Origin of the sequence: Actinoalloteichus sp. GBA129-24 (assembly GCF_001941645.1) — a bacterium.
Taxonomy (GTDB): domain Bacteria; phylum Actinomycetota; class Actinomycetes; order Mycobacteriales; family Pseudonocardiaceae; genus Actinoalloteichus_A; species Actinoalloteichus_A fjordicus.
On the sequence record NZ_CP016077.1, the window covers coordinates 5,492,420 to 5,519,062 of the forward strand.

A 26,643-nucleotide genomic window follows, 5' to 3' on the forward strand; every position below is an offset into this window, starting at 1 on the left:
GCACCGCAATCCGATGAGACGAACCGAGTGGACGAGCGGAGCACCGGCGAATACTCCGATCGCAGGGGAAACGTCGACGACGGGCTAACCCGTGGCGCCCGAGGGCCCCGCGACGACCCGGCTTCGCGCCTCGATGCCGTCCAGGATCAGCTCCAGACCGGAGTCGAACCACGGCCGCCCGGCGCCGACTCCCGGGAGGGCGGCGAGCTCGCGCAGCCGGGGATGGTCGGTCAGGTCCACGCCCGCCAGCCGAGCCTGCCACCGCGAGCCGGGGTCCACCGGGTCCGCTTCGGGCCGGGTGCCGCCCGTCCGCTCGCTCAGCTCCGACCGAGCACTGCCCTGGAGGAACTTGTTGATGGTCATGATCGCGCGCGCGGACTCCTCCAACGACAGGCCCAGCGGCTCCAGCGCGGACAACGCCCACTCCATCGCCCGCAGACCGGCGGGCCCGAAGGGCGGCGTCGCGGTCATGTCGGCGAAGAGCAGCCAGGGGTGCGCCTCGTACATGTTCCAGTCGTGTCTGGCCAGGACGTACATCCGCTCGCGCCAGTCGAGCCCGTCGGCAGCCGGGTAGGCGTAGGCGCTCGTCACCGCGTCGGTCATGGCCACGGTCAGATCGTCCTTGCCCGCGACGTGGCGGTAGAGCGACATGGTGCCCGAGCCCAGCTGGTCGGCGATCCGCCGCATCGACACCGCGTCCAGCCCCTCCGCGTCGGCGATCTCGATGGCCGCGGCGACGATCCGCTCCCGGCTGAGCCCCTGACCCTCCCGCGCCGTCCTGCTCATCGTGCGTGCACCGCCCTCCTCGTTGCACGCCATCCTAAGAACCTGTCCTTGATCCCCGCCTTCGGAGTTGCGCGGGGCCAGCGCGGCGATCTGCGGCGTTGTCGTCAGTCACCGTGACTCCGTTATGGCCTCCTCCGGTCGCCGTGCAGCTCAGCCACGCTGATCCCCGCCCACGACTCCAGGGTGATCGAACACGGGCTCGAAAGCCGGCGTACGGTGTACCCATTCGGATGAGTACGGCGTACGCACGAGGAGAACGATGCACCCGCACACCACGACGGCAGACTCCAGACGTTGGCTGGGGCTCGCCGTCCTGACGCTGCCCGTCCTGCTGACCTCGATGGACATCTCGATCCTGCACATGGCGATCCCCGCCATCACCGAGGATCTGGCGCCCAGCTCCGGCGAGATGCTGTGGATCCTGGACGTCTACGGGTTCTTGCTGGCAGGCCTGTTGATCCTGATGGGCGGCATCGGCGATCGCATGGGGCGCCGACGGCTGTTGTTGATCGGCGCCGCCGCCTTCGGCGCCGCGTCCGTGCTGGCGGCCTTCGCCACCACGCCGGAGCTGCTGATCCTGGGTCGGGCTCTGATGGGGGTCGGCGGCGCGACCCTGATGCCCTCCACGCTGTCGCTGATCAGGAACATGTTCGACGACCCGGCCGAGCGGACCCGCGCTATCGCCGTCTGGACGGTGGCGCTGGCCGGCGGCGTGGCGCTGGGGCCGATCATCGGCGGCGTCCTGCTCCAGTTCTTCGCCTGGGGCTCGGTGTTCCTGGTGAACGTCCCGATGATCCTGGTACTGCTCGCCGTCGCGCCGCTGGTGATCCCCGAGTACCGACACGGGAGCCCGGAACCGATGGATCTGCTCAGCGTGGCGCTCTCCTTCGCCGCGATCCTGCCGGTCGTGTGGGCGGTCAAGTCCGCCGCCGAGGCGCTCGCGATCACCCTGCCGAGCATCGCCGCCGCCGCGATCGGCGTCCTGGCCGCCGTCGTCTTCCTGCTGCGGCAGCGCAGGCTCACCAGCCCGCTCGTGGACGTCTCCCTCTTCCGGAATCGCCGGTTCAGCGGTGCCGTGGTCGCCGGGCTGCTGGCGATGTTCTCGCTGGCCGGTCTCACGATGTTCCTCAGCCAGCACCTCCAGCTCGTGCTGGGGTTCACCCCACTGACCTCGGCGTTATGGCTGCTGCCGATCACGGCCGCGATCACGCTCGGCGCCGCCGCCACCTCCGTGCTGGCGAGCCGCGTCGGTCCCGGCCCCATCTTCGGCGTCGGCGCCGCCCTCGCCGCCGCCGGAATGATCGTCATCAGCCTCAGCCCGGCTGAGGACGGCCTCGCGCAGCTCGTCATCGGGGCCTTCCTCGCGGCGGGCGGCATCAGTCCCATCACGACGCTGGCCACCGACGTCGTCGTCGCCTCGGTCAGCCCCGAGCGTTCCGGAGCGGCCTCCGCGCTCGCCGAGACGGCCAACGAACTGGGCGCCGCCGTGGGCATCGCCATACTCGGATCGTTGGGCGCCCTGGTCTACCGGTCCGGGGTCCAGGACGGGCTGCCCGCCGAGCTTCCCCCGGAGGCGGTCTCGGTCGTCGAGTCCGGTCTCGGCGCCGCCGTCGGCGTGATCGACCGGCTGCCCGCCGAGGTCGGCCAACCGCTGCTCGAACTGGCCCGGCGCGCCTTCGTCGACGGGATGTCCGCCTCGACGGCCACGGCTGCCGCCGTGCTCGGCGTCCTGGCCGTCGTCGTGTCCGGGCTGCTCCGGGGACAGCCGCCGACCGGTGCGGCGCACGCAGGCGACGCACAGCCCACGACGGAGGAGGAGGGACGGGAGGCGGAACGCTGAGGGGACCACCCACTCACCCGGCCGGGCGACTGGCAGGCACCGCCGCCGGGTCCCGACTCTCGCCGCAGGCCGGGCGAGCCGCCACCGCGCCGCCGTCCCCCTTCGGCGGCGCGGCGGGGGCTAGCGGGCCGGCGTCGCAGCCTCGACCTCGGCGGCCTCGGCTCGCTCGGTCCCGTCGTCACCGTTCGAGGCGGGGACCCGGCGAAGCGCGACGGCGACGAAGCCCGCCACCAGCACGAGCACCACCGCCCCGCCGAGTCCCGCCGCGTTGACGCTGTCGGTATAGGCCGCGAACGCGACGGCGAGCAGCTCGCTTGCGACAGGCTCGCCGCGCGCGCCCGCCTCGACGAGCGCACCCGCGACGGTCTCCTCCGCCGCGCGCGTCGTCTCGACGGCCGAGGAGTCCATCGCGGCGCGATAGACGGCGGTGGACACCGTGCCGAGAACGGCGATGCCCAACGCCGCGCCCAGCTCGTTGCTCGTCTCGGAGATCCCCGCGGCGGCACCGGCGCGTTCGGGCGGCGCGGTGGTGAGGATGAGCGAGTTCGCCAGTGTGCCCACGATGCCGATGCCGAAAGTGAGCACGGCGTAACCGCTGATGAACAGCACCAGCGTCGTCCCCGGCTCGATGACGCCGACCAGCGCGAATCCCGCGGCGCCGATGAGCAGTCCGGCGGCGAGCAGGACGGCCGGACGGACATGGGCCGCCAGGACGGCGGCCAGCGTCGCGCCGAGGAGGGTGCCCACGAAGGTGGGCAGGGCCCAGAGCGCGGCGTTCAGCGGGCTCAGGCCGTGCACCGTCTGCAGGAAGGTGAACGCGAGGAGCCCCAGCCCGGCGGCGGAGAACGAGACGACGCCGTTCGCGCAGGCAGCGGCGCTGAACGGCGCGCTGCGGAAGAGAGTGAGGTCGACCAGCGGGTACCTCGCCCTGCGCTGCCGCCAGAGGAAGACCGTGAGGAAGACGAGGCCGAGTGCCAGCGCCGCACCCGCGAGCGGGTCCATCCCGTACTCGACGAGGTGTTTGACGGCGAAGACGAGGCTGACGATCGCGATCAGCGAGGTGGCCGCGCCGGGAATGTCGAAGCCCTGCGCGTCGGGATTCCGCGACTCCTCGATGAGGAACGGCACGGTCAGCAGGAGCACGAGCATCACGGGGATGTTGATGAGGAAGACCGAGCCCCACCAGAAGTACTCCAGCAGGACGCCGCCGACGATCGGGCCCGCGACGGCCCCGCCGGTGAAGGCCACCGTCCAGGCACCCACCGCCGCCTGCCGCTGACGCGGGTCGGTGAACATGCTCCTGATCAGCGACAAGGTCGAGGGCGCCAGGGTGGCCGCCCCGACACCGAGCAGGGCGCGGGCGGCGATGAGCTGTTCCGGGGTCGAGGAGAACACGATTCCGACGGAGGCGGCGCCGAAGAGCACCGAGCCGATGAGCAGCAGCCGCTTGCGGCCGATCCGGTCGCCGAGGCTGCCCATCGTGATGAGCAGTCCGGCCATGACGAAGCCGTAGACGTCCATCATCCAGAGCCACTGGGTGGCCGTGGGATCGAGCGCCTCGGTGATCGCCGGGGAGGCGACGAACAGGATCGAGATGTCCATCGAGGTCAGCAGCGCAGGCAGCAGCAGGAAGGGCAGCGCCCACCACGTTCGCGCGGTCGCGCGGACCGGGGTCGGAGTCGAAGAAGCCATGATTTGATCGTACGTGCGTTCAAATCACTGTCAATACGTACGTCCGTTCAAGACGTCTAGGATGGCGGCATGAGTCAGCGGGACGACCTCCTGGCGGGCGCGAAGAAGTGCCTGGCCGAGAAGGGCTACAGCGCCACCACGGCGCGCGACATCGTGGCGGCCTCCGGGGCTCACCTCGGATCGATCGGGTACCACTTCGGGTCCAAGGACGCGCTGATGAACGCCGCCGTGCTGGCGGCCACCAGCGAATGGGGCGACACGATGGAGTCGGCGGTCCGCGCTGCGGACGCCGAGGAGCCGTCACACCGCTTCGCGACCCTGGTGACGAAGCTGTTCGAGGCAATCCCCGGCGAACGCGACCTGCTCGTCGCGAGCGTGCAGGCCTTCGCGCAGGCCGACTTCGACGAGTCGATGCGCAGCGCCCTGGCCCAGGGGTTCCGCGAGGGACGCAGCGCCTTCGCCTCGATGATGCTCGATCAGAAACCGGACGAGATCGAGCACAGTGCCGCCGCAGGTCTGGGCTCGGTGGTCTATGCGCTGGTCACCGGCTTCATCGTGCAGGCGTTGATCGATCCGGAGTCGATGCCGCCGGTCGAGGACGTCGTCGCGGGCATCCGGGCGCTTGTTCCCGAGCCGCAGGCCGACCAGGACCAGGTCGAGGCCTGAGGAGTGGGTCCGGCCCACAGCGGCGCAGGCGGCGGACCCGCCGGGCCGAGCCGGGCAGGCCGACGGCGGCGACCGCCCGACAGCGGCTCGCCGCCGCGACACGACCCGCCGCCGGACCCGCCGGGCGGTCGGGCCGTGCGACGCTGTCCGCCATGACCCGCACGCTCTGCCTAGCCCAGGACTCCGACGCCGACGCCCTGCTCTCCTCGGACCCGTTCGCGCTGCTCTGCGGGATGCTGCTTGATCAGCAGGTTCCGATGGAGAAGGCGTTCAAGGGGCCCAGGGACATCGCCGAGCGGATGGGCGGCTTCGACGTCCGCCGCATCGCCGAGGCCGACCCGGACGAGTTCGCCGCGCTCGCCTCGCGCACCCCCGCGATCCACCGGTTCCCCGGCTCGATGGCCAAGCGCCTCCAGGCTCTCGCGCACCATCTGATCGAGCACTACGACGGCAGGACCGAGGAGATCTGGACTCGCGACGAGCCCGACGGCGCGACGGTGCTCACGCGGCTGACGGCCCTGCCCGGCTTCGGCGAACAGAAGGCCCGCATCTTCCTCGCCCTGCTGGGCAAGCAGCGCGATGTCCGACCGACGGGCTGGCGCGAGGCGGCGGGCGCCTACGGCGAGGAGGGCTCCCGTCGCAGCGTCGCCGACGTCGTCGACGCCGCCTCTCTCGGCGAGGTCAGGGCCACGAAACAGGCGGCGAAGAAGGCGGCGAAGGGCGGCTCCTGACCCACAGGACGCGAGGCGGCCAGCCGGATGCGCCGTCGCTCGATGCCTCGCCCGCCGGCTCGCTCGCGCCGGTCAGGTGCGAGCCGTCATCGCCGACGGAACTGCCTCTCGTCGAGCCGCCGCCTGCCACCGGGCCGCTCTCGACAAGCCGTCCCGGGCGCCCCGAGCTTGACATCAATCTTGGTTGAGGTCTGAGACTGCGTGGGACGGACAGGCACCGGGGAGCCCGCAGGAGCTGCTCGGTGCCGAGTCAGGACACGAAGGAGAGCAGCTCATGTCGCACCTCGGGATCATCCTCAACGAAGCGGCGAAGGACGACGTCCATACCGGCGAGGGCAGCCATCGCACGACCATCGCCACCGCACCCGATCCCGACGCCGCCGCGCGCAAGGCCGTCGCGCTCGTCGAGGCGGGCGCCGACTCCATCGAGCTGTGCGGGGCCACCGGCCCGGTCTGGCAGGCGCGGGTGCTCGCCTCGGTCGGCGATCGGGCGTCGGTCGGCGTCATCCTCTACGGCTTCGAGTCGCTGGACAGCGTCCAGAGCTTCAAGGCGGGCTTCGAACTCGGCGAGGACCTGACGGCTTCCATGATCTACCTCCAGCCGGGCGCGGACCCGACAACCGACCGGATGACCGTCGAGGACGAGTCGGGCCGGACGAACTTCATCGCCGTGCCCGACGCGGCGGCGGCGGTCACGGTCGCCGCGTCGGAGGCGGCGGCGGGCGCCCGGCTGATCGAGTTGTACGGCGGGATCGATCCGAAGGTCCAGGCCGAGGTCATCGCGGCCACCGGCGACGGCCGGGTTCCGATCGGGGTGATCGCGCGCGCCCGCTAGCCGAGGACGCACGGGGCCGGCCCGCCCGCCGACGCCGGACCCGTGCGGCGGCCTCGGACCCGCAGGCCTGCGACGTCGGCCGCCGAGTCCGAGCCCGCCCGAGCCTCGGCCGCACCGCACCTGAGACGACCTCACGCACCACCCGGCAGGCCCCGGGAAGAAAGCCCCCGCAGACCGGTGTCGCCCCGCCCGTATGCGCCGGGGAACGCGGACGCCGGGCCACGTGACCGCGTCAGCGGCGGGGGAATCTCGGGCAGCCCAAGCCTGCCCGTACGACTCGACTTCGCTGCCCTCGAGGGCACCGGGCGGCACTACTTCGCCAGCAGGTCCCTCGCCAGCGCCGCATCGGTGACCAGCGTCGTGATCAGGCCGCCACGCAGCGCCGAGCGGACGGCGGCGGCCTTGCCCGCGCCGTAGGCGAGCGCGACGACGTCCGGCGTCCGGTGCAGCTGCTCGAAGGTCACGCCGACCGCCCTGGACTGCAGCCCGTCGGCGAGTGGCCGTCCCTGGGCGTCCAACAGGATTCCGCAGATCTCGGCCACCGCGCCGCGTTCGGCGAAGACGGCCCGCTCGGCGGGTTCGAGGACGTCGTAGACGGTGGAGGTGCCGGGCGACCAGCCGCCGACCGAGACGACCGCCGAGGTCAACTCGCCGCAGCGGTTCATCGCCCTGGCGACGTCGGAGTGGCCGCGCAGCGCGGCGGCGCTGGAGGCGTCGGGCATCACCAGCGGCGCGTAGAAGGTCACCGCCGTCCCGCCGCCCGCCTGTGCCGCCCGGCGGGTCAGCTCCAGTGAATGGTCCTCGACGTCGGGCTGTGGCACGGCGCCGCAGAGCTGCACGACCGTGCAGCGCGGCAGCACGGTGAGCCGCGCGCTCATCCGTTGCAGCGACCGACCCCAGGCCACGCCGAGCACGTCGCCCTCCTCGACGACCTCGCCGAGCAGCCGGGCCGCCAGGCCGCCGACGTGCTCACGCAGTTCCGGATCGGTCTGTCCGGAGACGTCCGAGACGACGGCGGTGCGCAGCCCGAATGCGGTGCGCAGCCGCTCCGAGAGCTCGGGGTCCACGCCTGCCGGTCTGCCGATCTCGATGCGGACCAGGCCCGCCGCCCTGGCCGAGTCCAGCAGCCGAGCCACCTTGAATCGGCTGATGCCGAACTCCTCGGCGATCTGCACCTTCGAACGGGACTCCAGATAGAAGCGTCGCGCCACCGAGGTCGTCAGCAGAAGTTCCACTGGACCGATGTCACCAGGCTCGACGGTCACGGGGCGCTCGGTCATCGGCGCCATCCTACGCAGCCGCTCACTCCGCTTCGGTCCATCGATGCTCCTGTCCGTCAGCTGTTGACATGCGCATACGCCAGGGTATTCACTCCCTAAACAAACGAGCAGAACCGTGCTCATATGAGCGACACAAGGAAGTGGTCATGCGAGCTGCGATCATCGACGAACCGGGCAAGCTACGGGTGGGCGAGGTTCCCGACCCCACTCCTGGTGCCTCGGACGTGGTGGTCAAGGTCGGCGCCTGCGGCATCTGCGGCACCGATCTGCACATCGCGGACGGTGAGTTCCCGCCTGCCCCGTTCCCCCTGGTGCCGGGGCACGAGTTCGCGGGCGAGGTCGTGGAGATCGGTTCCGACGTCCGCACCGGCATCGCCGTCGGCGACCGGGTGGCCGTCGACCCCTCCCTGTTCTGCGGGTACTGCACGCCCTGCCGAACCGGTCACGGGAACCTGTGCGCCAACTGGGGCGCGACCGGCGACACGGTCGACGGGGCCTTCGCCGAGTACGTCGCCGTGCCCGCCGTCAACGCCTACCGGCTGCCGGACTCGCTGAGCATGGGCGAGGGCGCGCTGGTGGAGCCGCTGTCCTGCGCGGTGCACGGGCTCGACGTCTTCGGCGCCCAGATCGGCGAGCGGATCCTCGTCGTCGGCGCCGGGACGATGGGGCTGCTGCTCACTCAGCTGCTGGCGGGCAGCGGTGCGCGGGTGTCGGTAGTGGACCGCAATCCGGCCCGCCTGCCGCTGGCTACGAAGTTCGGTGCCGAGCACGTCGCCGTCAGCGTCGCGGAGCTGGACGCCGCGCCGTTCGACGCATCGGTGGACGTGACCGGGGCGCCGAAGGCCATCGAGGACGCCTTCGACGCGCTGCGGCGCGGCGGCAGGCTGCAGATCTTCGGCGTGGCCGCCGACACCGCACGGATCAGCCTCTCCCCGTTCCGCATCTACAACGACGAGATCAAGATCGTGGGCTCGATGGCCGTCCTGGACAGCTTCGAACCCGCCCTGCGACTGCTGGAGACCGGGCGAGTCAGCAGCGAGGGACTCATCAGCCACACCCTCCCCCTTGAGGAGTTTCCCGAGGCCGTGGGGATGGTGCGCGCGGGCACGGGAGTCAAGATCCAGATCGCTCCCTGACTCCGGGGACGACCTAGCAAGGCAGCCGTAGTCAGGCATCCGCGAGAGACCTTGACGCGAAGGAGGACATCGGTGTCCACCGCCGGTTCACCGCGAGACCCCCGCCGCCGCCGAATGAGAACAGCGGCACTGCTCACCGCGACGACCCTGCTGGCAGGCTGCGCAGGCGCGGGCGACCTGGGCGGCGGCGACGGCCGCACCAGGCTGACCGTCGCGATCGTGTCCAACCCGCAGATGCAGGACGCCATCGCGCTCTCTCCGCGATTCGAGGAGGAGTTTCCCGACGTCGACCTGGAGTTCGTCAGCCTGGCCGAGAACGAGGCGCGAGCCAAGATCACCGCCTCGGTGGCCACCGGCGGCGGCGAGTACGACGTCGTGATGGTCAGCAACTACGAGACGAAGATGTGGGCGGAGAACGGCTGGCTGACCAATCTGCAGCCCTCGATCGACGCCTCGCCCGAGTACGACCACGACGACTTCATCCCCACGGTGCGCGAGTCACTGTCCTATCAGGACGACATGTACTCGGTACCGTTCTACGGCGAGTCCTCGTTCCTCGCCTACCGCGCGGACCTGTTCGAGGAGGCCGGGCTGGAGATGCCCGCGAACCCGACGTGGCAGGAGATCGCGGAGTTCGCCGAGATCCTCAAGGCGCCTGAGGAGGGACGTGTCGGAATCTGTCTGCGCGGCCTGGCGGGCTGGGGCGAGAACCTGGCGCCGCTCAACTCGGTGATCAACACCTTCGGCGGCCGATGGTTCGACGAGGAGTGGAACGCGCAGCTCACCTCGCCCGAGGTGCGCGAGGCCGTCCAGTTCTACGTGGACCTGGTGCGCGAGCACGGTCAGCCGGGCGCGGCGACCAGCGGATACTCCGACTGCATCACGCGGTACAGCCAGGGGCAGGCCGCGATGTGGTACGACGCCTCGGCCATGGTGGCCTCGGTGGAGAACCCCGATGACAGCGTCGTGGTCGGCGAGAGCGGCTACGCCCCCGCTCCCGTGGTGGACACCGACACCTCGGGCTGGCTGTTCACCTGGGCGCTGGCGATCCCGGAGACCTCGGAGAACAAGGACCTCGCCTGGGAGTTCGTGTCCTGGATGACCGACAAGGACTACCAGCGCATGGTCGGCGAGGAGTTCGGCTGGCCTCGGGTGCCGCCGGGCGCCCGCGAGTCGACCTACGAGATCCCGGAGTACGCGGCGGAGGCCCAGGCCTACGCGGAGCCGACGCTGGACGCGCTGGCCAGCGCCGACGAGCGCAATCCGAGCGTGTCGCCGGTGCCGTACGAAGGCGTGCAGTTCCTGCGGATTCCGGAGTTCCAGGATCTCGGAACCCGCGTCGGTCAGCAGATCTCGGCGGCCATCGCGGGATCGGTGACCGTGGACGAGGCGCTGGAGCAGTCGCAGCGCTATGCCGAGACCGTCGGCCAGACCTACCAGAATTGAGGGCCGTCCCGAGATGACCACTCTCGACGCCACGACGGCGACCGGACCGAGACCACCGACGTCGACGCAACGCCGCGCGGCCGCCCGCAAGCAGGGCTGGGTCCGGCGGGCTCCGCTGCTGCCCGCGTTGATCTTCGCGATCATCGTCACGCAGCTTCCCTTCCTGCTGACGATCTTCTACTCCCTCCAGTCCTGGAACCTGGTCCGGCCCGGCTCACAGGAGTTCGTCGGACTGGCCAACTACGTCGCGGTGTTCACCGACAGCACCTTCCGCACCGCGGCGTTGAACACCGTGCTGATCACGGCGGGCTGCGTCATCATCGCGATGCTGCTCGGCATCGGACTCGCGATGCTGCTGGACCGGCCGTTCCGAGGCCGGGGCGTAGTGCGGACCCTGCTGATCACGCCGTTCCTGATCATGCCGGTCGCGGGCGCGCTGCTGTGGGAGACGACGATCTTCCACCCGCTGTTCGGCCTGCTGAACTTCGTGCTGAGCCCCTTCGGCGTGGACAGCGTGGCCTGGGTGAGCCAGTTCCCGATGGCCTCGATCATCGTGGCGCTGGTCTGGCAGTGGACGCCGTTCATGATGCTGCTCGTGCTGGCCGGGCTGCAGAGCCAGGCCAAGGATCAGCTGGAGGCCTCGGCCACCGACGGTGCGTCGGCCTGGCAGACGTTCCGCCTGATCACCATCCCGCACCTGCGCCGCTACATCGAACTGGGCCTGCTGCTCGGCTCGATCTACGTGGTCAACACCTTCGACACGATCTACATGATGACCCAGGGCGGCCCCGGCACCGACACGACGAACCTGCCGTTCTACCTGTACCAGCGGGCGTTCCTCGGCTTCGACGTCGGTCAGGCCGCCGCACTCGGCGTCGTCGTGGTCGCCGGGACGATCATCGTCGCGACCGTGGCGCTGCGGATGATCTTCCGCACCTTCGGCAGGGAGGAAGCATGAGCGTCATCACCGGTGAGTCCCCACAGCGTGCAGGCTCGGCGGCACGTTCGGCGTCCTCCTCCGACGGCCCGCCGTCGCGCACCGGTCGCACGGTGCGCGGGGTGCTGCTGACCACGCTGGCCTGGGTGTTGGGGCTCGCGTTCTTCTTCCCGGTGCTCTGGATGGTGCTGACCGGGTTCAAGACCGAGGCCGAGGCCTTCCAGTCGCCGCCGACCTTGTTCTTCGTGCCGACCCTGGAGCAGTACGCCGGGGTGTTCGAGCGCGGCGTCGGGCCCTACCTGCTGAACTCGCTGTGGGCCACGACGGCGTCGACGCTGCTGGTGATCGTCCTGGCGGTCCCGGCGGCCTACGCCCTGTCGATCCGCCCGGTGCGCAAGACCAGCGACGTGCTGTTCTTCTTCATCTCTACCAAGATGCTGCCCGCCGCAGCGGTGATCGTGCCCCTGTACGTCACCACGCAGACCTTCGGCATCGCGGACAACATCTGGACGCTGACCGTCCTCTACACGGCGATGAACCTGCCGATCGCGGTGTGGATGATGCGGTCGTTCCTGATGGAGGTGCCGGTCGAGATCCTGGAGGCCGCGCACGTGGACGGGGCGACGCTGCCGCAGACGCTGCGCAGGGTGCTGCTTCCCGTGGTGGCACCCGGCATCGCGGCGACGGCATTGATCTGCGTGATCTTCTCCTGGAACGAGTTCTTCTTCGCGGTGAACCTGACGGCGGCCAACGCGGCCACCGTGCCGGTCTTCCTGGTGGGCTTCATGACCAGTGAGGGCCTGTACTGGGCGCAGCTCTCGGCGGCGGCCACGCTGGCCTCCCTGCCGGTGGTGCTCGCGGGCTGGATCGCGCAGAAGCAGCTCGTCAGGGGCCTGTCGATGGGCGCGGTCAAGTAGGCCGGAGTCCGGTGCGGAACCGAAAGGCCCGGCGCTGTGGGCGGTGCCGGGCCTTTCGCACGGTTGTACTCGACGGCCGGCGCGGACAGGCTCGCGGCGACGACGACCGGCCGTCAGGTTCGTCCCCGCAATTTTTCCGCAGTTCTCCCCACGGTCCCCGACGCGGTTCGGGCTGCGGCGGAGGGCGTCGTCCTCGTGACGCAAACCCGCACGGACCCCGGACCTACCGCTCCCGCTCCGCTCGGCGTCGTTCGCGGTGCAGCAGGATGAGATCGGTACACGCCACCGCGAAGGCGACGGCCGCCAGCAACAACGTGCCCCACACGCGAGGCCACTCCCCCAGCGCCCCGGTGTCCACGCCGCCGATGGCGATGCCGCTGTCGCCGAGGCGGATCAGCCAGCCGTATAGGGGGATCTCCTCATCGCCGGCGGACCTGGCCCAGGCGTTCCCGAGGACCGGCACCCAGTTGAAGGCGGCGGCGTAGCCGACGGCAGACAAGGCAGTGAGGGTCAGGTTGCCGCCGAAGCTCCGGAAGAGACGAGTCCGGGCGAGGAGCGGGGCGGCGATCAGCCACGGCAGCCCGGCGAGGACCGAGACGAGCCCGACGCCGTAGTGGAACAGCTCGACGTCCCGAGACCCGGACGCGAAGAACACCTGGGCGACTCCGAGACCGATCGCCATCGCCAGCAGCCAGGACTGCGGGTCACGGGGAGACTCGGGACCCGAGTTCCCGTACTGCCGCGTGCCGCCGCCGAGGACGTCCCCGCCGCTGTGCCTGGCCAGCGGCGGCGGATCACCCAGGCCGGTGTCCTGGTAGACCACGGCGGCCCGCACGGTGTCGATCACCTCGCCGATACGCCGCATCGACTCGTGACCTCGGAAGGACACCTCGTCTTCACCGAGGGTCAGCCTCGCCTTCCCATACGACACCGTCATCTCGGCGAGCCGAGGGTAGGGGACCACGAGGGTTCGGTTCTGCCCGCGCACGTGCATCGCCCGATCGGTGAACCAGATGTGCTCGGTGGTGTCGCCCGCATACCGATGGGTGATGACCGCGATGATCGGCGCGATCTCCGCCGCACGCGCCGACCGGCTCGTCCGGACCCGGACCGCGTTCACATCGGACAGCCGCAGCCTCGGTGTCACCCGCAGTCGCATCTCCGGTTCCTTGACGATGCCGCCGAAGCGGCCGAGCAGGCTCGCGCGGATCGCCGCCGCCCGTTCCTCCAGATGATCGGGCGAGCCGGGTGCGGCGCGGCCGAGGCCGTAGACCTCCTGTCCGTCCACGTCGAGCCGGATGTCGGTCTCGGCGACCACCAACCGAGCTCGGGAGCCGTGCCTGCCCAGGATGAACTCGCAGTCCACCAGGTTGGACCCCTGATAGATTCGGCGCCCGTCCAGGAACACCTGCCCGCGATGCTTCGGGGCCGAGCGATATTCGACGACGTGGCGGTGCAGTCCCCGGCGCACCTCCAGCAGGCAGTCGATTCCGCTGTCCCGGATGCGGCGGCATCGCCACTGTTCGGTGTCCTGCTCGCCGTCGGTCGCCGCCGCAGTCCCGGCGAACGGCGTGGATGCCGCGTGGGCGGCCGACGGACCTGCACCGCCTCGTCCGGCACCATCCGGCGACTGAGCCGCGTCCGACGCGAGCGGACCCGGACGCCGCGCGATCACCAACTCCCCCTCGCCGGAGAACCGCAGCTGCGGCGTCGGACCGCTCCCGGCGCCGACCCGGCGATGCACCCGCCGGTAGAGGTCGGGCACGGTCAGCTCCTCGCCGGGGCCGACCTCGGTCAGCCCGCGCACCAGCGCGGCGGTGAAGGGGCTGGCCCGGCCCGGCTCGGTCGTGTCCTGAGCCAGTTGCGTCGACCGGCTGCTCGCCAGCACGTACCGGCCGCGATGCGGGGTCCGGCCCGACGAACTGCCCTCGGCGTCGGCCGCGCCCGTCGGATTCCACGCGGGCCGACGGGGATCGGCCCCGCGAGGCGAGCGCGACGTCCGCCCCCCTACTCCGCCGGCTCGTCCCCCGAGCCCGCCCAGCCACGCTGCGAAGCCCGGGCGGAAAGCCCCCGAAGTCCAGCCGCCGGAACCCGCCGAGCCCCCGACCCCGCCCGGACCGGCGAGCGGTTCCATCCCCCGCAGGACGTCCGCGCCCTTGAACGCACCGCTGTGGCAGCAGTCCAACACCACGATGGTGCTGCGCGCAGGCGAGGAGCTGATCATCTCGTTGACGTCCTCGGCCCGTAACGCGGTGGCCCGCAGGCTGGCCGTGCGGGTGTCCTTCGCACACAGGTGCAGCCGATTGTCCAGATCGAGCCTGCCGTGGCCGCTGTAGTACAGCAGCAGGACGTCATCACGCTCCGCCGAGGCGAAGAACCCGTCCAGGCTCTCCCGCAGCCGCTGCACCCGTCGGTCCGGCAGCACGAGGACGTCCTCCCGCGCGAACAGTGCCCCGTCCCCGTCCACAAGGGCGCGTCTCAGCAGTGCGACATCCGCCGCCGGGCCGTGCAACGCAGGCAGGCCGTGCGGATCGTTCGGGAAGTCGCCGTTGCCGATCAGCAGGGCGCGATAACGCCGATCGGCCCCCATCACGCGGCCCCGTCGTCGACCTGCCTGGCATGACCCGGATCGCCGCCGTCGGGTCTCGGGTCGCCGATCCGCTCACCGACGGCGCGGACCAGCGCCTGCAGGGACACCCGGTCGATGTTGTCGCCCGCGACACTGATTCGTTGTTCGGCTCCGGAGCCGTCGGTCCACGTGAGTGTGAGCGTCCGCGTCTTGTCGCGGGTCAGCCAGGACCGGAAGCAGGCCACGGCGGCCGTCAGCGCGCCAGAAGATGCCAGCGCGATCAGCGTGGTGTCCAGGGCGCCCTTGGTGCCAGGCACCGTGGTGCCGCGAGTCGTGACGTCGCCGACGTCCTCGCGCAGCATCGCGTACAGCGTCCCGACCTGACCGTGCCACCCCTGGTCGTCGGGGTCGTACCGACTCGTCCCCGGCGTGATCGCCACCTCAACACCCATCGGCCACGCTCCCCTCCCCGACGCCTCGCCTGACATTCGGTGTCGGTGCGGGAGCCGTAGGTTACTGATCTACACCGCCGAGGCTCTCCTGCACACCCCTTCGACGGCATCTCGCGCGGATACCGGGCCGCAGCACGGTCGGCCCGCCGACCGACGTACCGGCGGGGATTCGCTCCGGGCGACACCGGTCCGTCTTTCCGCTGACGGCCCGGGCGGTCGTGATTCCGAACTACCGGGACCAGCAGCGGGACGTCCCGCAGTGCCGCGCCGATGAGCGGGCCGATTCCGAGGCCCGGACCGAGACCGACGACGACCATCACGGTCGACGGGACCTCGACGGCGCTAGCGTCTCCGGGCGGGAGTTCGAGACGGACGTCCGCCCGTACTCCCGCGCCCTCGCGAGGCGCCCGGCCGCTTCGGTGCCGAGGTTCGGCGACGAGCAAGACCCCGCAGCCGGTCGAGCAGCCGAACCAGCACGGGACGCCGGTCGATCAGGCCGAGCGCGATCAAGGGCCGACTCCGCCGCTCCGGCCGCCAGGCCACCGGGACCGCCAGCCGAGGCGCCAGCACCAGCCACCAACGGGCCTCCGAACGCGCAGGTGCCCAGGACGGCCGATGCCAGGCCAGCCGCGCGTGACACGCACCGCCCCGTTCGATCAGTGCCCGGCCCGCGCTGCGGGCGGGAACCGCGTCCGCGCCGAGCCCACACCTCGCGAGCAGCCGGTCACCCGAGAGTTCGAACAGGTCCCTGGAGCGATGGATGCAGGTGGTGGCGTCGAAGGGCCGTCGACCTCCGCCGATCCGACACGGCAGCACGTACTCGCCCTCGACGCCCGCCACCAGGTAGAAATCGGCGTGCCGGGTGCCCGACCAGCGCGGCGGTCTGCTGGTCGCGCGGGCGGTCGGGGCGAGGACCTCGTACAGCTCCCGACGCGCCGCCGCCGGATCGGCTGATCCGCCGCAGTACTGCTGGAACCGCTCGACCGCGTGCGGCAGCAGTTCGATCTCCGCCAGTAGGCGTCTCCCGGACAACGACAGCGGCGCCGCCGAGGAGCCGCGTCGGCTGGGAAAGATCACGCAGTTGGTCGCGATCCACTGCGCGGCGCCGTCGCGGTCCTCGGCCAGCGGCAGCAGCACCTCGTCCTCGATGACCACGAAGTAGCCGGATCGGCTGCGTCGGCCCGCCACGGCGGCGGGCAGCCGATCGGTGACGGCTCCCCTGGCGCGGATCTGCTCGTGCAGCCAGGCCCTGGCCTCGTCCTGGTCGGCGAAGCCCATCGCCTCCGCGCAGCTGTGCGCGCAGCGGTCGGTCACCACCACCGGCCAGTCGCCCCGGTTCACTCGCATCACCTCACTGTTCGCCCGACCGGCGAGAGAGCCGCCCGCCTCGGCGGGGAAGAATCCGCCTCGCGAGAGTAGATCTCCGCCGCGAGAGATCACCTTGGCTGCGCGGGCGGCGGCGAGCAAGACGCCATCTCGGGGATCATGGTCGCAGCCGGGTGAGGCGTCGGCGGGCGTGATCGAACAGCCGCGAAGTCGGCCTGGTCCACACCGACCGCCTCGGCGACGTCCTCCCGGTGTCGTGCCGGGAAACGGGCCCGGCCGCAGGCGGCGACCTCGAAGGGGCGGCGGTGGCAGGACCGTCGCCGCCCGCGAGGGGGCGGCAGGCCTGGAATACCACCGGTCCGGGACAGGTTGGGCGAAAGATGACCTCCCCGGCGGAAAGCAGAATCCAGCTCGCCAACTCCGACCTCACCGTGTTCCCCCTCAACCTGGGTGGGAACGTCTTCGGCTGGACCGCCGACGAGCAGCAGTCCTTCGAGATCCTCGATGCCTACGCGGCGGCGGGCGGCGACTTCGTCGACACCGCAGACGTCTACTCGATGTGGGCGCCGGGCAATCCCGGCGGGGTGTCCGAGGAGATCATCGGCCGGTGGATGACGGCCAGGGGCAACCGGGACGAGGTCGTGGTGGCGACGAAGGTCGGCGGCCATCCCGACGCCACCGGGCTGTCCGCCGGGGCGATCCGCAAAGCTGCCGAGGCCTCGCTGCGCAGGCTGGCGACCGACCACGTCGATCTGCTCTACACCCACTTCGACGATCCGTCCGTGCCGGTCGAAGAGTTCCTCGGTGAGCTGGACGCCCTCGTCCGGGAGGGCAAGGTGCGCCACATCGCGGCGTCCAACATCAGCGCGGAGCGGTTGGAGGAGGCGCTGCTCGCCTCGGACCGCGACGGGCTCGCCCGCTACGTGGCGATTCAGCCGCACTACAACCTCGTCTCCCGGGACACCTACGAGGGCTCGCTGGCCGACAGCGCCGCCCGACACGGCCTCGCCGCGCTGCCCTACTACGCCCTGGCCGCAGGCTTCCTGACCGGCAAGTACCGGCCCGGGGTCGAGGTGGACAGCCCGCGCAGCGGCGGGGCGGGCGAGCACCTGGTCTCGGCGCGGGGGCAGCAGGTACTGGCCGCCCTGGACACGGTGGCCGAGAAGCGGGCGGTCTCGGTGACGGCCGTGGCGCTGGCCTGGCTGCGGGCGCAGCGCACGGTGGCCGCCCCGGTGGTCAGCGCCCGCACCGTCGCGCAGCTTGCGACACTGCTCGACTCGGTGTCGCTGGTCCTGGACTCCGACGAGGTCTCGCTGCTCACGGCGGCGAGCGACTGACCGAGGCCGCGCCGGGCCGACGGCCCTGCCGCCGAGACCGGGTGCGGTCCGCGCGCCCGCTTCGACGGTGCACCCCGCAGCGCGCCGGGAGTCTCGCGGCCGCTCGGCGGACACCGGGGCCGGGCGGGCCTGGCACGACGAGTCCTGTGCCGGAACCGCCGGATGCAGGCGGACGTCAGGAGAGTCATGCTCAAGGACTCGACGGGCTCCCGGCCCGGCGGCAACGGCCTCCACTGTGCGACGACACTGCGGGAGGTCCCCCTCGCCCTCGGCGGAGCCGCCCTCGAGCGTCTGGACGAAGCGGAGTCCTTCGCGCTGCTCGACGCCTTCGTCGGCTCCGGCGGCACCATGGTGGACACCCGCGTCCGGCACGGCAGCGCAGGCGGCATCGTGGGCGGCGAATCCGAGACGGTCATCGGACGATGGCGGCAGGCCCGCAGGCGTCGGGGCGAGATCGTCCTCACGACGAAGGTCGGCGGCCTCCCCGGCGGCGACGGCCTCCGCGACGGCGACGGGCTCTCCGCCGCCGCCGTCCGCACCTCGGTCGAGGCCTCGCTGCGCAGGCTGCGGGCCGATCACCTGGACCTGCTCTATACCGAGGACGTCACCGCTGACCCGGAGGAGGCCGAGAAGGCCGAGGACCGGCGTGTTTCCGTCGAGGAACTCCTCGGCGCGCTGGACCGGCTCGTCCGTGCAGGCAAGGTACGCCAGATCGGTGCCGCCTTCATCGAGGCCGAGCGGCTCGCGGAGTCGATGGCGGCCGCCGAACGGGACGGCCTGGCCGCCTATGTCGCGGTGCAGCCGCCCGGGTACAGCCTCGTCCGACGCAGGGATTATGAAGATGCTCTCGCCGAGAAGGTCGCCCGACACGGGCTGGCGGTGCTGCCCTACGAACCTCTCCTGTCGCTCGGTTTCCGGATCAGTGATCCGCGATTCGACGGCGTGAGCGCGAACGCCCTGGTCGCTCGGGCCTATCGGCGGGCGAGCCTGCGAGGAGAAGCGGCGGTCAAGGAGCTGGCCGCCGTCGCACGGGACCGCGGCGTCGCCCTCGGGGCAGTGGCGCTGGCCTGGGTTCGGGCGCAGCCCGGCGTCGTCGCCCCGGTGGCGAGCGCCCGCACCCGAGATCAGCTCGATCTGCTCCTGTCGTCCGTCGACGTGACGCTGACCCCCGAGGAGCTCGACCGACTCACGGAGTTCCCCCGCTGAGCAGGTCCGGCGGGCGGCCGGGCAGGCCTCGGCTACCGCGCGGCGGCGGGGTGTGCCCTCCCGAGGTTCGCGATGCGATCACCCGAGCGAATGATCGGAGCTATCGCGCTCGTCGCGCGAGAAGGTTGTCATTCCTTCGTGTTCGTCTCGGCGTGCCGCATCCCTCCACTGTGTACTGGACGCCGCTGATGCCCCGGTGACAGAACGGGGATGCAGTCGGCGGATCGGCGGCCGAGGAGTAGATCATCCTGGCTGCACTGACGGGAGGCCGAGCAGCAGCGCAGGTCTGCCGTGGAGGGTCCACAGCCCTCCGACCGGCGGCGACAGTGCGCAGGCGGGGAACGGGCCCAGCCCTTTACTAGACGTGGAAGAGGGTATGCAAGTCCACAAGGGACCGATTTCCTCGCGGTGTGAGGCGCCGAGAATGCACCGGTCCCCGCCATGGGTCCAGTTCGACCGGACAAAGCCAACCACTTCACCTGGTTACTGGTGTTCACCCTTGCGGCGTAATGCAGAATGGGCAGCCGGGTGAGGTGGCCACGGGCGAGTGACCACGCTCCCCCGGGTCCGTAGCCGTCCAACGAAGCGCAGCCGGAGTTGATCAATGACGCGAATTCCGACCTGGCTGGGCAGAGGCCGAACGATCCGGTCTCGAGTTCTGACGATCGCCCTCATTCCCAGCATCGCACTGCTCGTCCTGGGATTCAGCGCCGCAGGTTACCTGCTGGTCCAAGGCAACTCCGAGCGTCAGTGGTCGAACCTCGTCGAAGAGTCGATCGAACCGGAGCTGCGCTTCATCACCACGTTGGAAGAGGAGCGAAGACTCAGCCTGCTGCGACTGGCGGGCGACGACGACTTCAGCAGTCTCGAACGGCAGCGCAGGCAGGTCGACGACGTCCTCACCGAGCGACCCGAACTGGAAGCACGTCTCATTCGGGCGAACCCGGAGGCGATCGGCGCCGCCAGCGAGCGGTACAACGAGTCGCTGGAGCAGTTGCCCGCCATCCGCCAGGGCGTCGACGACGGATCGCTTCCCCAGCGCGAGGCCTACGCCTTCTACAACCAGCTGATCGGCATCAGCGGACTCGTGCTGGACGGCATCGCGCAGACGGCGCGCGCCCCCGAGGCGGCCAGCGCGAAGGCGACCGCCGCCGACCTCTTCGACCTCCTCGAGGGAATGTCGCGATCGAACGCCCTCGGCGTCGGCGGTGTCGCCTCCGGCGGGATGTCCGTCCTGGACAGCCAGGAGTACCGCAGGCAGGTCGACGCGTACCACGTCGGCATCGACCAGGTGCTGCCCACGTTGACCCCGGAGGGCCGGGCCGCGCACTCCGAACTGCTCGCGAGCGAGCCGTGGAACAGGCTGACCTCCGTGGAGAACGCGATCATCGACCGTGGCGCGTTCGCGACGGACCCGCAGGATGCAGGCCTGCCGCTGAACATCGACGCCTGGCAGGAGTCCGCCCGCACGGTGTCCGAGTCGCTGCTGGACATCTGGATCGGACAGCATCGACACGCACAAGAACTCGCCAGCGCCAGCAGTGAGCGCACCTTCGTGAACTCGCTGATCGCGGGCGTGGTCGTGCTCGCCGCCGCCATCGCCGCCATGCTGGTGGCCGCGCGGATGTCCAACCGGCTGATCAGTCGACTGCACCGGCTGCGGGACGAGACGCTGAAGTCCGCCGAGGTCCGGCTCCCCGCGGTGATGGAACGGGTGCGCAAGGGCGAGGAGATCTCGCCGGAGACCGATCTCCCGCCGACCGACCCGAGTTCGGACGAGATCGGCGAGGTCGCCGAGGCCTTCGACTCCGCGCAGCGGGCCGCCGTCGCGGCCGCCGTCCAGGAGGCCAAGACCCGTACCGGGATGAACGCGGTGTTCCTCAACATCGCCCACCGCAGCCAGGTCGTGGTACGTCGTCAGCTCGAGGTGCTCGACGAGGCCGAGAGCAGGCAGGAAGACCCCCGACACCTGGAGCTGCTGTTCAAGCTCGACCACCTGGCGACGCGCGCCCGCCGCAACGCCGAGAACCTGGTGATCCTCGGCGGCGAGCGACCGGGACGCCGCTGGCGGAATCCGGTGCCGCTGGACGAGATCGTCCGCAGTGCCGTCTCGGAGACCGAGGGCTACGCGCGGGTGCACGCGCTGCGGCTGCCCGACGTGCCGATGGAGGGCAGCGTGGTGGCCGACCTCATCCACCTGCTCGCCGAGCTGGTGGACAACGCCACGTCCTTCTCCCCGCCGGACTCGCGGGTGGAGGTGCGGGGCAACCTCGTCGGCAAGGGCGTCGTGGTCGAGGTCGAGGACCAGGGCCTCGGCATTCCAGAGGAGGAACGCGAGCGGCTCAACGCCACGCTGCACGATCCGCCGAACTTCGAGGTCATGACGTTGTCCGAACGGATGCGTCTGGGTCTGTTCGTGGTGGCCCAGCTGGCGCATCGACACGGCGTGACCGTGACCCTCGCGGAGTCCGCGTACGGCGGAGTCCACGCGATCGTGCTGCTGCCTGCCACGCTGATGGCGAAGCGGACGGACGAGAAGGCGGATCAGCGCGGCGAGTTGCCCCGGCGCCGCGTGCTGCCGGGCGGACTGCCCCGGCAGGGACTCGACCAGCGTCCCCGTTACGAACCAGGCGACGCCGACACCATCGTCTCCCCGGCAGCCGTCGTTCCTGCTGCGGATGCCCCCGGCGAGGCGGGGACAGGCGACGCCACGACGACTCGTGAGGCCGCCGGCGACGGCGAGGGAGGCCGAGCGCGTTCGGCGTCGACTCCGGCGACCGACGGAACGGCGGCCGCCCCCTCCGCTGCGGACGAGGGCGCGGCGGTGAGCGGACGGCCCGCCGAGTCCGCCACGCGGAACGGCTCGGCGAGTACAAAGGAGTCCGGGTCCCCACAGGCCTCGACCGACCGGCCTGTCCCAGCAACGTCCTCGGCCGAGCAGGGCGAGGTCTCGACAGCGGCCGTGCACTGGCCCGAGGAGGACATGTCGTCCGAGAAGCCGACTCCGCCGAGCCACTCTCCCACGCCGCGCCGGGAGGAGCCGGGTGCCGCGCTGCCGGTGCGCAAACCGTCCACGGGGACACCCCCGTCGGCGACGGACACCCGAGCCCCCCTGCCCCGACGGCGCAGGCAGCGCAACCTCGCCCCGCAGCTGACCGGCGAGATCCGATCCCCAGGCCCGGCAGGCCCGACCGACGTGCGCCCCGCTCGGTCCCCTGAGGAGGCGCGCGCCGCGATGTCGGCGTTCGTCCGAGGCAGCAAAGAGGGCCGAGACAACCCGACCAACCCCGATCTGTGAACGGGCCGATGAAGAAAGCGGACGAGGACACGATGGTCAAACCCGAGACGAACGATCTGGACTGGCTGCTGGACGACCTGGTCAAGCGGTTGGTGGGTGCCGAGCAGGCGGTGGTGCTGTCCGCGGACGGACTGCTCATCGGCCGCTCGCAGAACCTGTCGCGCGAGGACGGCGAGCATCTCTCGGCGATGGCCTCGGCCTTCCAGAGCCTGGCGCGCGGAGTGGGCAGCCACTTCGACAAGGGCCAGGTTCGGCAGACCGTGATCGAACTCGACCGGGCCTACCTGGTCGTGACCGCTGCGGGCGACGGCGCCTGCCTCGCCCTGCTCGCCGCCGACACGGCGGACATGGGCATGGTGGCCTACGAGATGAACGTGATGGTGCAGCAGGTCGGCACGAATCTCACGGCAAGTCCACGCCGGGACGCCCTGGAGGATCTACAGCCTGACCCGACGCCGTGATCATGGACGGGAGCGAGTCCTGGTTCGACGAGGAGGCCGGTCCGTTGGTCCGGCCTTTCGCGATGACCCGAGGCCGTGCGCCGAGCGGTCGCCACGAGCTGAATATGATCACGCTGGTGGTCGCGATCAAGCCGGACTCCGACGCCGTCACACTCGATCGGGAGTCCGCCGAGATCGTGCGGATGTGCCAACGACGCCCGCTGTCGATCGCCGAGATCTCCGCCCGACTCGACGTGCTCCTCGCGGTGGCGAAGGTCCTGATCGGCGATCTGATCGACCACGACTACCTGATCTTCCAGGACCCGCCACCTCCGGTGGAAACCCCCGACATGGACCTACTCCAGGCGGTACTGAATGGCCTCCGTGACCTCTGACAGACCCCCATCCTCGACCATCGGCGTGACGTCGGCGAAGCTTCTCATCGCAGGCGGCTTCGGGGTCGGCAAGACGACGATGGTCGGCGCGGTCAGCGAGATCTCGCCGCTGCGTACCGAGGAGAACCTCACCGAGATGAGCGTCGGCACCGACGACCTCTCTGGTGTGGAGAACAAGACGACCACCACCGTGGCGCTCGACTTCGGTCGAATCACCATCAACCCGTCGCTGATCCTCTACCTGTTCGGCACCCCTGGTCAGGACCGGTTCTGGTTCATGTGGAAAGAGCTGGCCATGGGTGCGCTGGGTGCCGTGGTGCTGGCCGACACCCGCAGACTGGACACCTGCTTCCCGGCGGTGGACTTCTTCGAGCGCAACCGGATTCCCTTCGTCGTCGGCGTCAACTGCTTCGACGATGCCGACGTCTACACCGACGAGGAGGTCCGCGACGCACTGGACCTCGATCCCGGCATTCCCGTCGAGATGTGCGACGCCCGCGAGCGGGACTCCGGCAAGAAGGTGCTCACCACGTTGATGGAGCACGTGGTGGACACCGCGAGGCGGACCATCGCCGCGCACTGAGGTCGGGCAGGCGGCGAGCGCCCGGTGGATCGACGCCGGGTCCTCGACGCCGGGTCCTCGACGGCTGCGACGACCGGCGGACTCCTCGACCTCGTCGGTGCGAACGAGGTCGAGGAGCCGGACAGGCACGACGACGGGCGATCAGGCCGAGAATCGTCGGACGACTGTCGGCCGGACGCGTTACGTCCCTGAGTCCGTCGTCGGAGCGTGGGGCGTTCAAGCGCGGTCGATCGAGACGTCACAGCGGCCCGCAACGTCGCAGTCGCCCCACGCGGTCGAGCACGGCATCGAACGGCGGTGGTCGAAGAGCAGGTCACCAGATCTGTCGGCAGGAGGCCGAGTCCACGATTCCGTCACCGTCGAGATCGCGGCAGATCATCGCGCCCCGCTCGAGACTGCGGGTCGGGCCGCCGGTCATCGCGACGAGGCCGATGATCAACGTCCAGATCGTGAGCAGGACGACCAGGAATCGGTGCACGCACCACCATCGCCGGCACGGGTCCCGATGGGGACAATACGGATGTCCGTTGACGTCGTGGGCCATGAGATCGCTGCTTCGCGGAATCGACAGATCGTGGTGCCCCGCCTATTGACGAGGATCTCCCTCGGCGGCGCCTGCATACTACCGCCGGTTCACCAGCGAATGGCGCCAACACTAGCAGGATGACGCCGAATAGCGCGGTCTCGCAGTCATCGCAGGACAGATCACCTCGATCGGGGGAATCCCGTGCCTGCCCCGGATTCCGGGTCCGGACCGGCGACTCACGAGCAGGCCAGCCGGGATCGTCCGCCTCGGCCGCTGCGGTGGTGGGCGCCGGACCGTAGCGGTCGCAGGCCGGTGATCATGCAGGCAGATACCGGTGCCCGACCCGGATCAGACGGTGCCGACCTGGCGCCCGGCACGCGAGGCCGGGGTCTGTCGACGGCCTCGGCGACCGCGCCTCTCACGCATGGCGGCTCGCCGCAGGCCGACCGACCACGCCGGGATCGAGGAAACGCGCGGGAAATCGTCGATAGCAACGAATTCGTCGCGTTCGGCACGATTCCGACGTTTGTCACTCCATCGAGTTGTCCGTGATCCGCCCGCCGATGAGCCTGATTCCGATGTGCACTCTCGAACGTCGAGCAGCCGAACCGACCATCGCCTGCCGAGAAACCGGCAGCCGCACCGGCCCACCGAGATCATCGGCTGCGGACCGCGATCGGCCGCCCGACCGAGCGGTGTTCCGCGCGCTGCCCGCCGGTGAGCCGACGCTGCCCCGTGGCGCGAGGATGCACGCGGGTCGGAGCCCGTGACCCCGCGCGCGACGAGCCTTCTCCGGCGTGCCGTTGCGCGCCGTACCGCGAGTCTGCGGCGATCGACGTCCGCCGCAGTACGCAGGCGGGCAGCGTCGATCAGGCCGGACACCGGCTCACCAGGTGACCGGAAGCGCGACGAGGCCGCCCGCCAGGATGTCGCGGTCGATCCGCAGCTCCTCGACGGGAACGGCCAGTCGCATCGCGGGGAAGCGCGGAATCAGCTGGGCGAGGACGACCTGGAGTTCGAGCCGGGCCAGGGCGGTGCCGATGCAGTAGTGAACGCCGTGCCCGAAGGCGAGATGCGACGAGACCTGCCGGGTGACGTCCAGCCGATCAGGCTCCGGAAAGACCGTGTCATCGTGGTTGGCGGCGCCGGTGTCGAGCAGGACGAGTTCCCCGGCCAGGATCGTGACATCCCCGACCTCGACGTCGACCTGGGCATAGCGGACGATCCCGTCGCCGCCCTTGTCCATTCCGCGCAGGATCTCCTCGATCGCGGTAGGGATAAGGGCGGGTTCGGCCAGCAGCGCCTGCCACTGGGCGGGGTTGGACAACAGCGTCAGCACGCCGAGGCCGATGGCCATCACCGTGGCCTCGCCGCCGAACAGCAACGTCATGGACAACACCGCCACGGCCTCGTCGTCGAGGTCGACGCCGTCGACGGGATCGGCGGCGCAGAGTCGGGAGATGATGTCGTCGGCGGGCTCGCGACGCTTGCGGGCGACCAGCTCACGGCCGTAGGAGACCAGTGCGGCGAGCCCTTGCTCGGAATGAGCGTGATCCTTCACATAGCCTGCGGCGTGCGTCCAGGCCTGGAACCTGTCCCGGTCGGCCAGCGGCACACCGAGCAGCTCGGCGATCACCGTGCCGGGCAGTGGCTGGGCGAGAGCGGCGTGCAGATCGGCAGGCCGGTCCTGCGCGGCGAGCCGGTCGAGCAGCTCGGCCGTGAGCTCCTCCACGCGCGGCCGGGCGGCTCGCATTCGGCCGGGCGCCATCTGCGGACGAAGCAGGGTGCGCATCCGGAGGTGGTCGGCCTTCTCGGTCTCGTGGCTGGTACGGAGTCTGCCCAGCATCGCAGCCTCGCCGGTGCGCGCGGCGTTGTCGGGGTCGGGATGCGATCTACCGAGCCGGGAGTCTTCCAGCAGCTGCCGTACCTGGCGATAACCGGTGACTCGCCACGCCTCACCCCCCGAGGCGGTGCGGACCCGGTGGACGGGACTCAGGTGTTGTAACTGGCGGAGCACCGGATCCACGTGGAGCGGCCTGGCATGTTCGACGGACAACTGGACAGGGACCGCCACGGAATGCTCCTTCATGCACGCAGGATTGACCTGAAATGCTGTCACTATCCGAATAGGAACCTACACGAACAGTGACTATCATAACGAGAGGCGTCGCTTCGTCGGTCTCCTCCGGGTCTCGATGAACTGAACATCCTGGCGCCGACCGCGGCGTCGCGGCACGTCGGCCGC

The 26,643-nt window shown here is 70.5% G+C and carries 22 protein-coding genes; 14 read left to right on the forward strand and 8 right to left on the reverse strand.

Annotated elements, in window-relative coordinates:
- Positions 1–84: 84 nt before the first annotated feature.
- A complete protein-coding gene (locus UA75_RS23465; RefSeq protein ID WP_198044199.1) occupies positions 85–819 on the reverse strand; it encodes a TetR/AcrR family transcriptional regulator in 735 nt (244 codons plus the stop codon).
- Between the two features lie 226 nt (positions 820–1,045).
- Between UA75_RS23465 and UA75_RS23470 the strand changes: the two genes are divergently transcribed.
- Positions 1,046–2,626, forward strand: coding sequence for an MFS transporter (locus tag UA75_RS23470; RefSeq protein WP_075742110.1), 1,581 nt, complete (start codon positions 1,046–1,048; stop codon positions 2,624–2,626).
- Between the two features lie 120 nt (positions 2,627–2,746).
- On the opposite strand, the gene UA75_RS23475 is transcribed toward UA75_RS23470, so the two are convergent.
- The gene (locus tag UA75_RS23475) at positions 2,747–4,318 is read right to left on the reverse strand and encodes an MFS transporter (protein WP_075742111.1); all 1,572 of its coding nucleotides are present in this window, start codon (positions 4,316–4,318) and stop codon (positions 2,747–2,749) included.
- A gap of 69 nt (positions 4,319–4,387) precedes the next feature.
- Here UA75_RS23475 and UA75_RS23480 point away from each other — a divergent pair, with 69 nt between their 5' ends.
- The 3 genes from UA75_RS23480 to UA75_RS23490 all read left to right on the forward strand — a co-directional run bounded on the left by UA75_RS23480 (position 4,388) and on the right by UA75_RS23490 (position 6,550).
- A complete protein-coding gene (locus UA75_RS23480) occupies positions 4,388–4,984 on the forward strand; it encodes a TetR/AcrR family transcriptional regulator (RefSeq protein WP_075742112.1) in 597 nt (198 codons plus the stop codon).
- 152 nt (positions 4,985–5,136) lie between these two features.
- A complete protein-coding gene (locus tag UA75_RS23485; RefSeq protein WP_075742113.1) occupies positions 5,137–5,715 on the forward strand; it encodes an HhH-GPD-type base excision DNA repair protein in 579 nt (192 codons plus the stop codon).
- 184 nt (positions 5,716–5,899) lie between these two features.
- Entirely contained in the window at positions 5,900–6,550 is a 651-nt protein-coding gene (locus UA75_RS23490; RefSeq protein ID WP_157434390.1) for a DUF6506 family protein, read from the forward strand.
- 311 nt (positions 6,551–6,861) lie between these two features.
- On the opposite strand, the gene UA75_RS23495 is transcribed toward UA75_RS23490, so the two are convergent.
- Positions 6,862–7,830, reverse strand: a complete 969-nt coding sequence (locus UA75_RS23495; RefSeq protein WP_075744122.1) for a sugar-binding transcriptional regulator — start codon at positions 7,828–7,830, stop codon at positions 6,862–6,864.
- Between the two features lie 146 nt (positions 7,831–7,976).
- Here UA75_RS23495 and UA75_RS23500 point away from each other — a divergent pair, with 146 nt between their 5' ends.
- The 4 genes from UA75_RS23500 (at position 7,977) to UA75_RS23515 (ending at position 12,266) form a co-directional block, all read left to right on the forward strand.
- Entirely contained in the window at positions 7,977–8,966 is a 990-nt protein-coding gene (locus tag UA75_RS23500) for a zinc-dependent alcohol dehydrogenase family protein (RefSeq protein WP_075744123.1), read from the forward strand.
- A gap of 114 nt (positions 8,967–9,080) precedes the next feature.
- Entirely contained in the window at positions 9,081–10,412 is a 1,332-nt protein-coding gene (locus tag UA75_RS23505; RefSeq protein WP_075742115.1) for an ABC transporter substrate-binding protein, read from the forward strand.
- Positions 10,413–10,425: 13 nt separating this feature from the next.
- Entirely contained in the window at positions 10,426–11,370 is a 945-nt protein-coding gene (locus UA75_RS23510) for a carbohydrate ABC transporter permease (protein ID WP_075742116.1), read from the forward strand.
- Positions 11,367–12,266, forward strand: a complete 900-nt coding sequence (locus UA75_RS23515) for a carbohydrate ABC transporter permease (RefSeq protein WP_075742117.1) — start codon at positions 11,367–11,369, stop codon at positions 12,264–12,266. The genes UA75_RS23510 and UA75_RS23515 overlap by 4 nt, the downstream gene beginning before the upstream one ends.
- Positions 12,267–12,489: 223 nt before the next feature.
- Here the strand turns inward: UA75_RS23515 and UA75_RS34090 are convergent, their stop codons facing one another.
- The 3 genes from UA75_RS34090 to UA75_RS23530 form a co-directional block, all read right to left on the reverse strand.
- Entirely contained in the window at positions 12,490–14,856 is a 2,367-nt protein-coding gene (locus UA75_RS34090) for a caspase family protein (RefSeq protein ID WP_075742118.1), read from the reverse strand.
- The gene (locus tag UA75_RS23525) at positions 14,856–15,287 is read right to left on the reverse strand and encodes an effector-associated constant component EACC1 (protein ID WP_198042829.1); all 432 of its coding nucleotides are present in this window, start codon (positions 15,285–15,287) and stop codon (positions 14,856–14,858) included. The genes UA75_RS34090 and UA75_RS23525 overlap by 1 nt, the downstream gene beginning before the upstream one ends.
- A 342-nt stretch (positions 15,288–15,629) precedes the next feature.
- Positions 15,630–16,634: a hypothetical protein gene (locus UA75_RS23530; protein WP_157434391.1), complete on the reverse strand. Its 1,005-nt coding sequence runs from the start codon at positions 16,632–16,634 to the stop codon at positions 15,630–15,632.
- Positions 16,635–16,993: 359 nt separating this feature from the next.
- Here UA75_RS23530 and UA75_RS23535 point away from each other — a divergent pair, with 359 nt between their 5' ends.
- The 6 genes from UA75_RS23535 to UA75_RS23560 all read left to right on the forward strand — a co-directional run bounded on the left by UA75_RS23535 (position 16,994) and on the right by UA75_RS23560 (position 23,872).
- Positions 16,994–17,950 (forward strand): aldo/keto reductase, encoded by a 957-nt coding sequence (locus UA75_RS23535; RefSeq protein WP_075742121.1) that lies wholly within the window; start codon positions 16,994–16,996, stop codon positions 17,948–17,950.
- A 186-nt stretch (positions 17,951–18,136) separates the two neighbouring features.
- On the forward strand, positions 18,137–19,156 hold the full coding sequence (locus UA75_RS23540; protein ID WP_075744124.1) for an aldo/keto reductase: 1,020 nt from the start codon (positions 18,137–18,139) through the stop codon (positions 19,154–19,156).
- Positions 19,157–19,760: 604 nt separating this feature from the next.
- Entirely contained in the window at positions 19,761–22,454 is a 2,694-nt protein-coding gene (locus UA75_RS23545; protein WP_075742122.1) for a nitrate- and nitrite sensing domain-containing protein, read from the forward strand.
- Positions 22,455–22,486: 32 nt separating this feature from the next.
- The gene (locus tag UA75_RS23550) at positions 22,487–22,915 is read left to right on the forward strand and encodes a roadblock/LC7 domain-containing protein (RefSeq protein WP_075744125.1); all 429 of its coding nucleotides are present in this window, start codon (positions 22,487–22,489) and stop codon (positions 22,913–22,915) included.
- A 2-nt stretch (positions 22,916–22,917) separates the two neighbouring features.
- Positions 22,918–23,289, forward strand: a complete 372-nt coding sequence (locus tag UA75_RS23555) for a DUF742 domain-containing protein (RefSeq protein ID WP_075744126.1) — start codon at positions 22,918–22,920, stop codon at positions 23,287–23,289.
- Positions 23,270–23,872 (forward strand): GTP-binding protein, encoded by a 603-nt coding sequence (locus UA75_RS23560; protein WP_075742123.1) that lies wholly within the window; start codon positions 23,270–23,272, stop codon positions 23,870–23,872. Before UA75_RS23555 ends, UA75_RS23560 begins: the two co-directional genes overlap by 20 nt.
- A gap of 313 nt (positions 23,873–24,185) precedes the next feature.
- On the opposite strand, the gene UA75_RS23565 is transcribed toward UA75_RS23560, so the two are convergent.
- Positions 24,186–24,350, reverse strand: coding sequence for a hypothetical protein (locus tag UA75_RS23565; RefSeq protein ID WP_157434393.1), 165 nt, complete (start codon positions 24,348–24,350; stop codon positions 24,186–24,188).
- A gap of 934 nt (positions 24,351–25,284) precedes the next feature.
- On the reverse strand, positions 25,285–26,472 hold the full coding sequence (locus UA75_RS23570; protein ID WP_232237383.1) for a cytochrome P450: 1,188 nt from the start codon (positions 26,470–26,472) through the stop codon (positions 25,285–25,287).
- Positions 26,473–26,643: the final 171 nt, after the last annotated feature.

Coding starts and splice junctions, on each gene's coding strand:
- UA75_RS23465 (WP_198044199.1), bottom strand. CDS start 819: ATGGCGTGCAACGAGGAGGGCGGTGCACGCACGATGAGCAGGACGGCG.
- UA75_RS23470 (WP_075742110.1), top strand. CDS start 1,046: ATGCACCCGCACACCACGACGGCAGACTCCAGACGTTGGCTGGGGCTC.
- UA75_RS23475 (WP_075742111.1), bottom strand. CDS start 4,318: ATGGCTTCTTCGACTCCGACCCCGGTCCGCGCGACCGCGCGAACGTGG.
- UA75_RS23480 (WP_075742112.1), top strand. CDS start 4,388: ATGAGTCAGCGGGACGACCTCCTGGCGGGCGCGAAGAAGTGCCTGGCC.
- UA75_RS23485 (WP_075742113.1), top strand. CDS start 5,137: ATGACCCGCACGCTCTGCCTAGCCCAGGACTCCGACGCCGACGCCCTG.
- UA75_RS23495 (WP_075744122.1), bottom strand. CDS start 7,830: ATGACCGAGCGCCCCGTGACCGTCGAGCCTGGTGACATCGGTCCAGTG.
- UA75_RS23500 (WP_075744123.1), top strand. CDS start 7,977: ATGCGAGCTGCGATCATCGACGAACCGGGCAAGCTACGGGTGGGCGAG.
- UA75_RS23505 (WP_075742115.1), top strand. CDS start 9,081: ATGAGAACAGCGGCACTGCTCACCGCGACGACCCTGCTGGCAGGCTGC.
- UA75_RS23510 (WP_075742116.1), top strand. CDS start 10,426: ATGACCACTCTCGACGCCACGACGGCGACCGGACCGAGACCACCGACG.
- UA75_RS23515 (WP_075742117.1), top strand. CDS start 11,367: ATGAGCGTCATCACCGGTGAGTCCCCACAGCGTGCAGGCTCGGCGGCA.
- UA75_RS34090 (WP_075742118.1), bottom strand. CDS start 14,856: ATGGGGGCCGATCGGCGTTATCGCGCCCTGCTGATCGGCAACGGCGAC.
- UA75_RS23525 (WP_198042829.1), bottom strand. CDS start 15,287: ATGGGTGTTGAGGTGGCGATCACGCCGGGGACGAGTCGGTACGACCCC.
- UA75_RS23530 (WP_157434391.1), bottom strand. CDS start 16,634: ATGCGAGTGAACCGGGGCGACTGGCCGGTGGTGGTGACCGACCGCTGC.
- UA75_RS23535 (WP_075742121.1), top strand. CDS start 16,994: ATGACCTCCCCGGCGGAAAGCAGAATCCAGCTCGCCAACTCCGACCTC.
- UA75_RS23540 (WP_075744124.1), top strand. CDS start 18,137: ATGCTCAAGGACTCGACGGGCTCCCGGCCCGGCGGCAACGGCCTCCAC.
- UA75_RS23545 (WP_075742122.1), top strand. CDS start 19,761: ATGACGCGAATTCCGACCTGGCTGGGCAGAGGCCGAACGATCCGGTCT.
- UA75_RS23550 (WP_075744125.1), top strand. CDS start 22,487: ATGGTCAAACCCGAGACGAACGATCTGGACTGGCTGCTGGACGACCTG.
- UA75_RS23555 (WP_075744126.1), top strand. CDS start 22,918: ATGGACGGGAGCGAGTCCTGGTTCGACGAGGAGGCCGGTCCGTTGGTC.
- UA75_RS23560 (WP_075742123.1), top strand. CDS start 23,270: ATGGCCTCCGTGACCTCTGACAGACCCCCATCCTCGACCATCGGCGTG.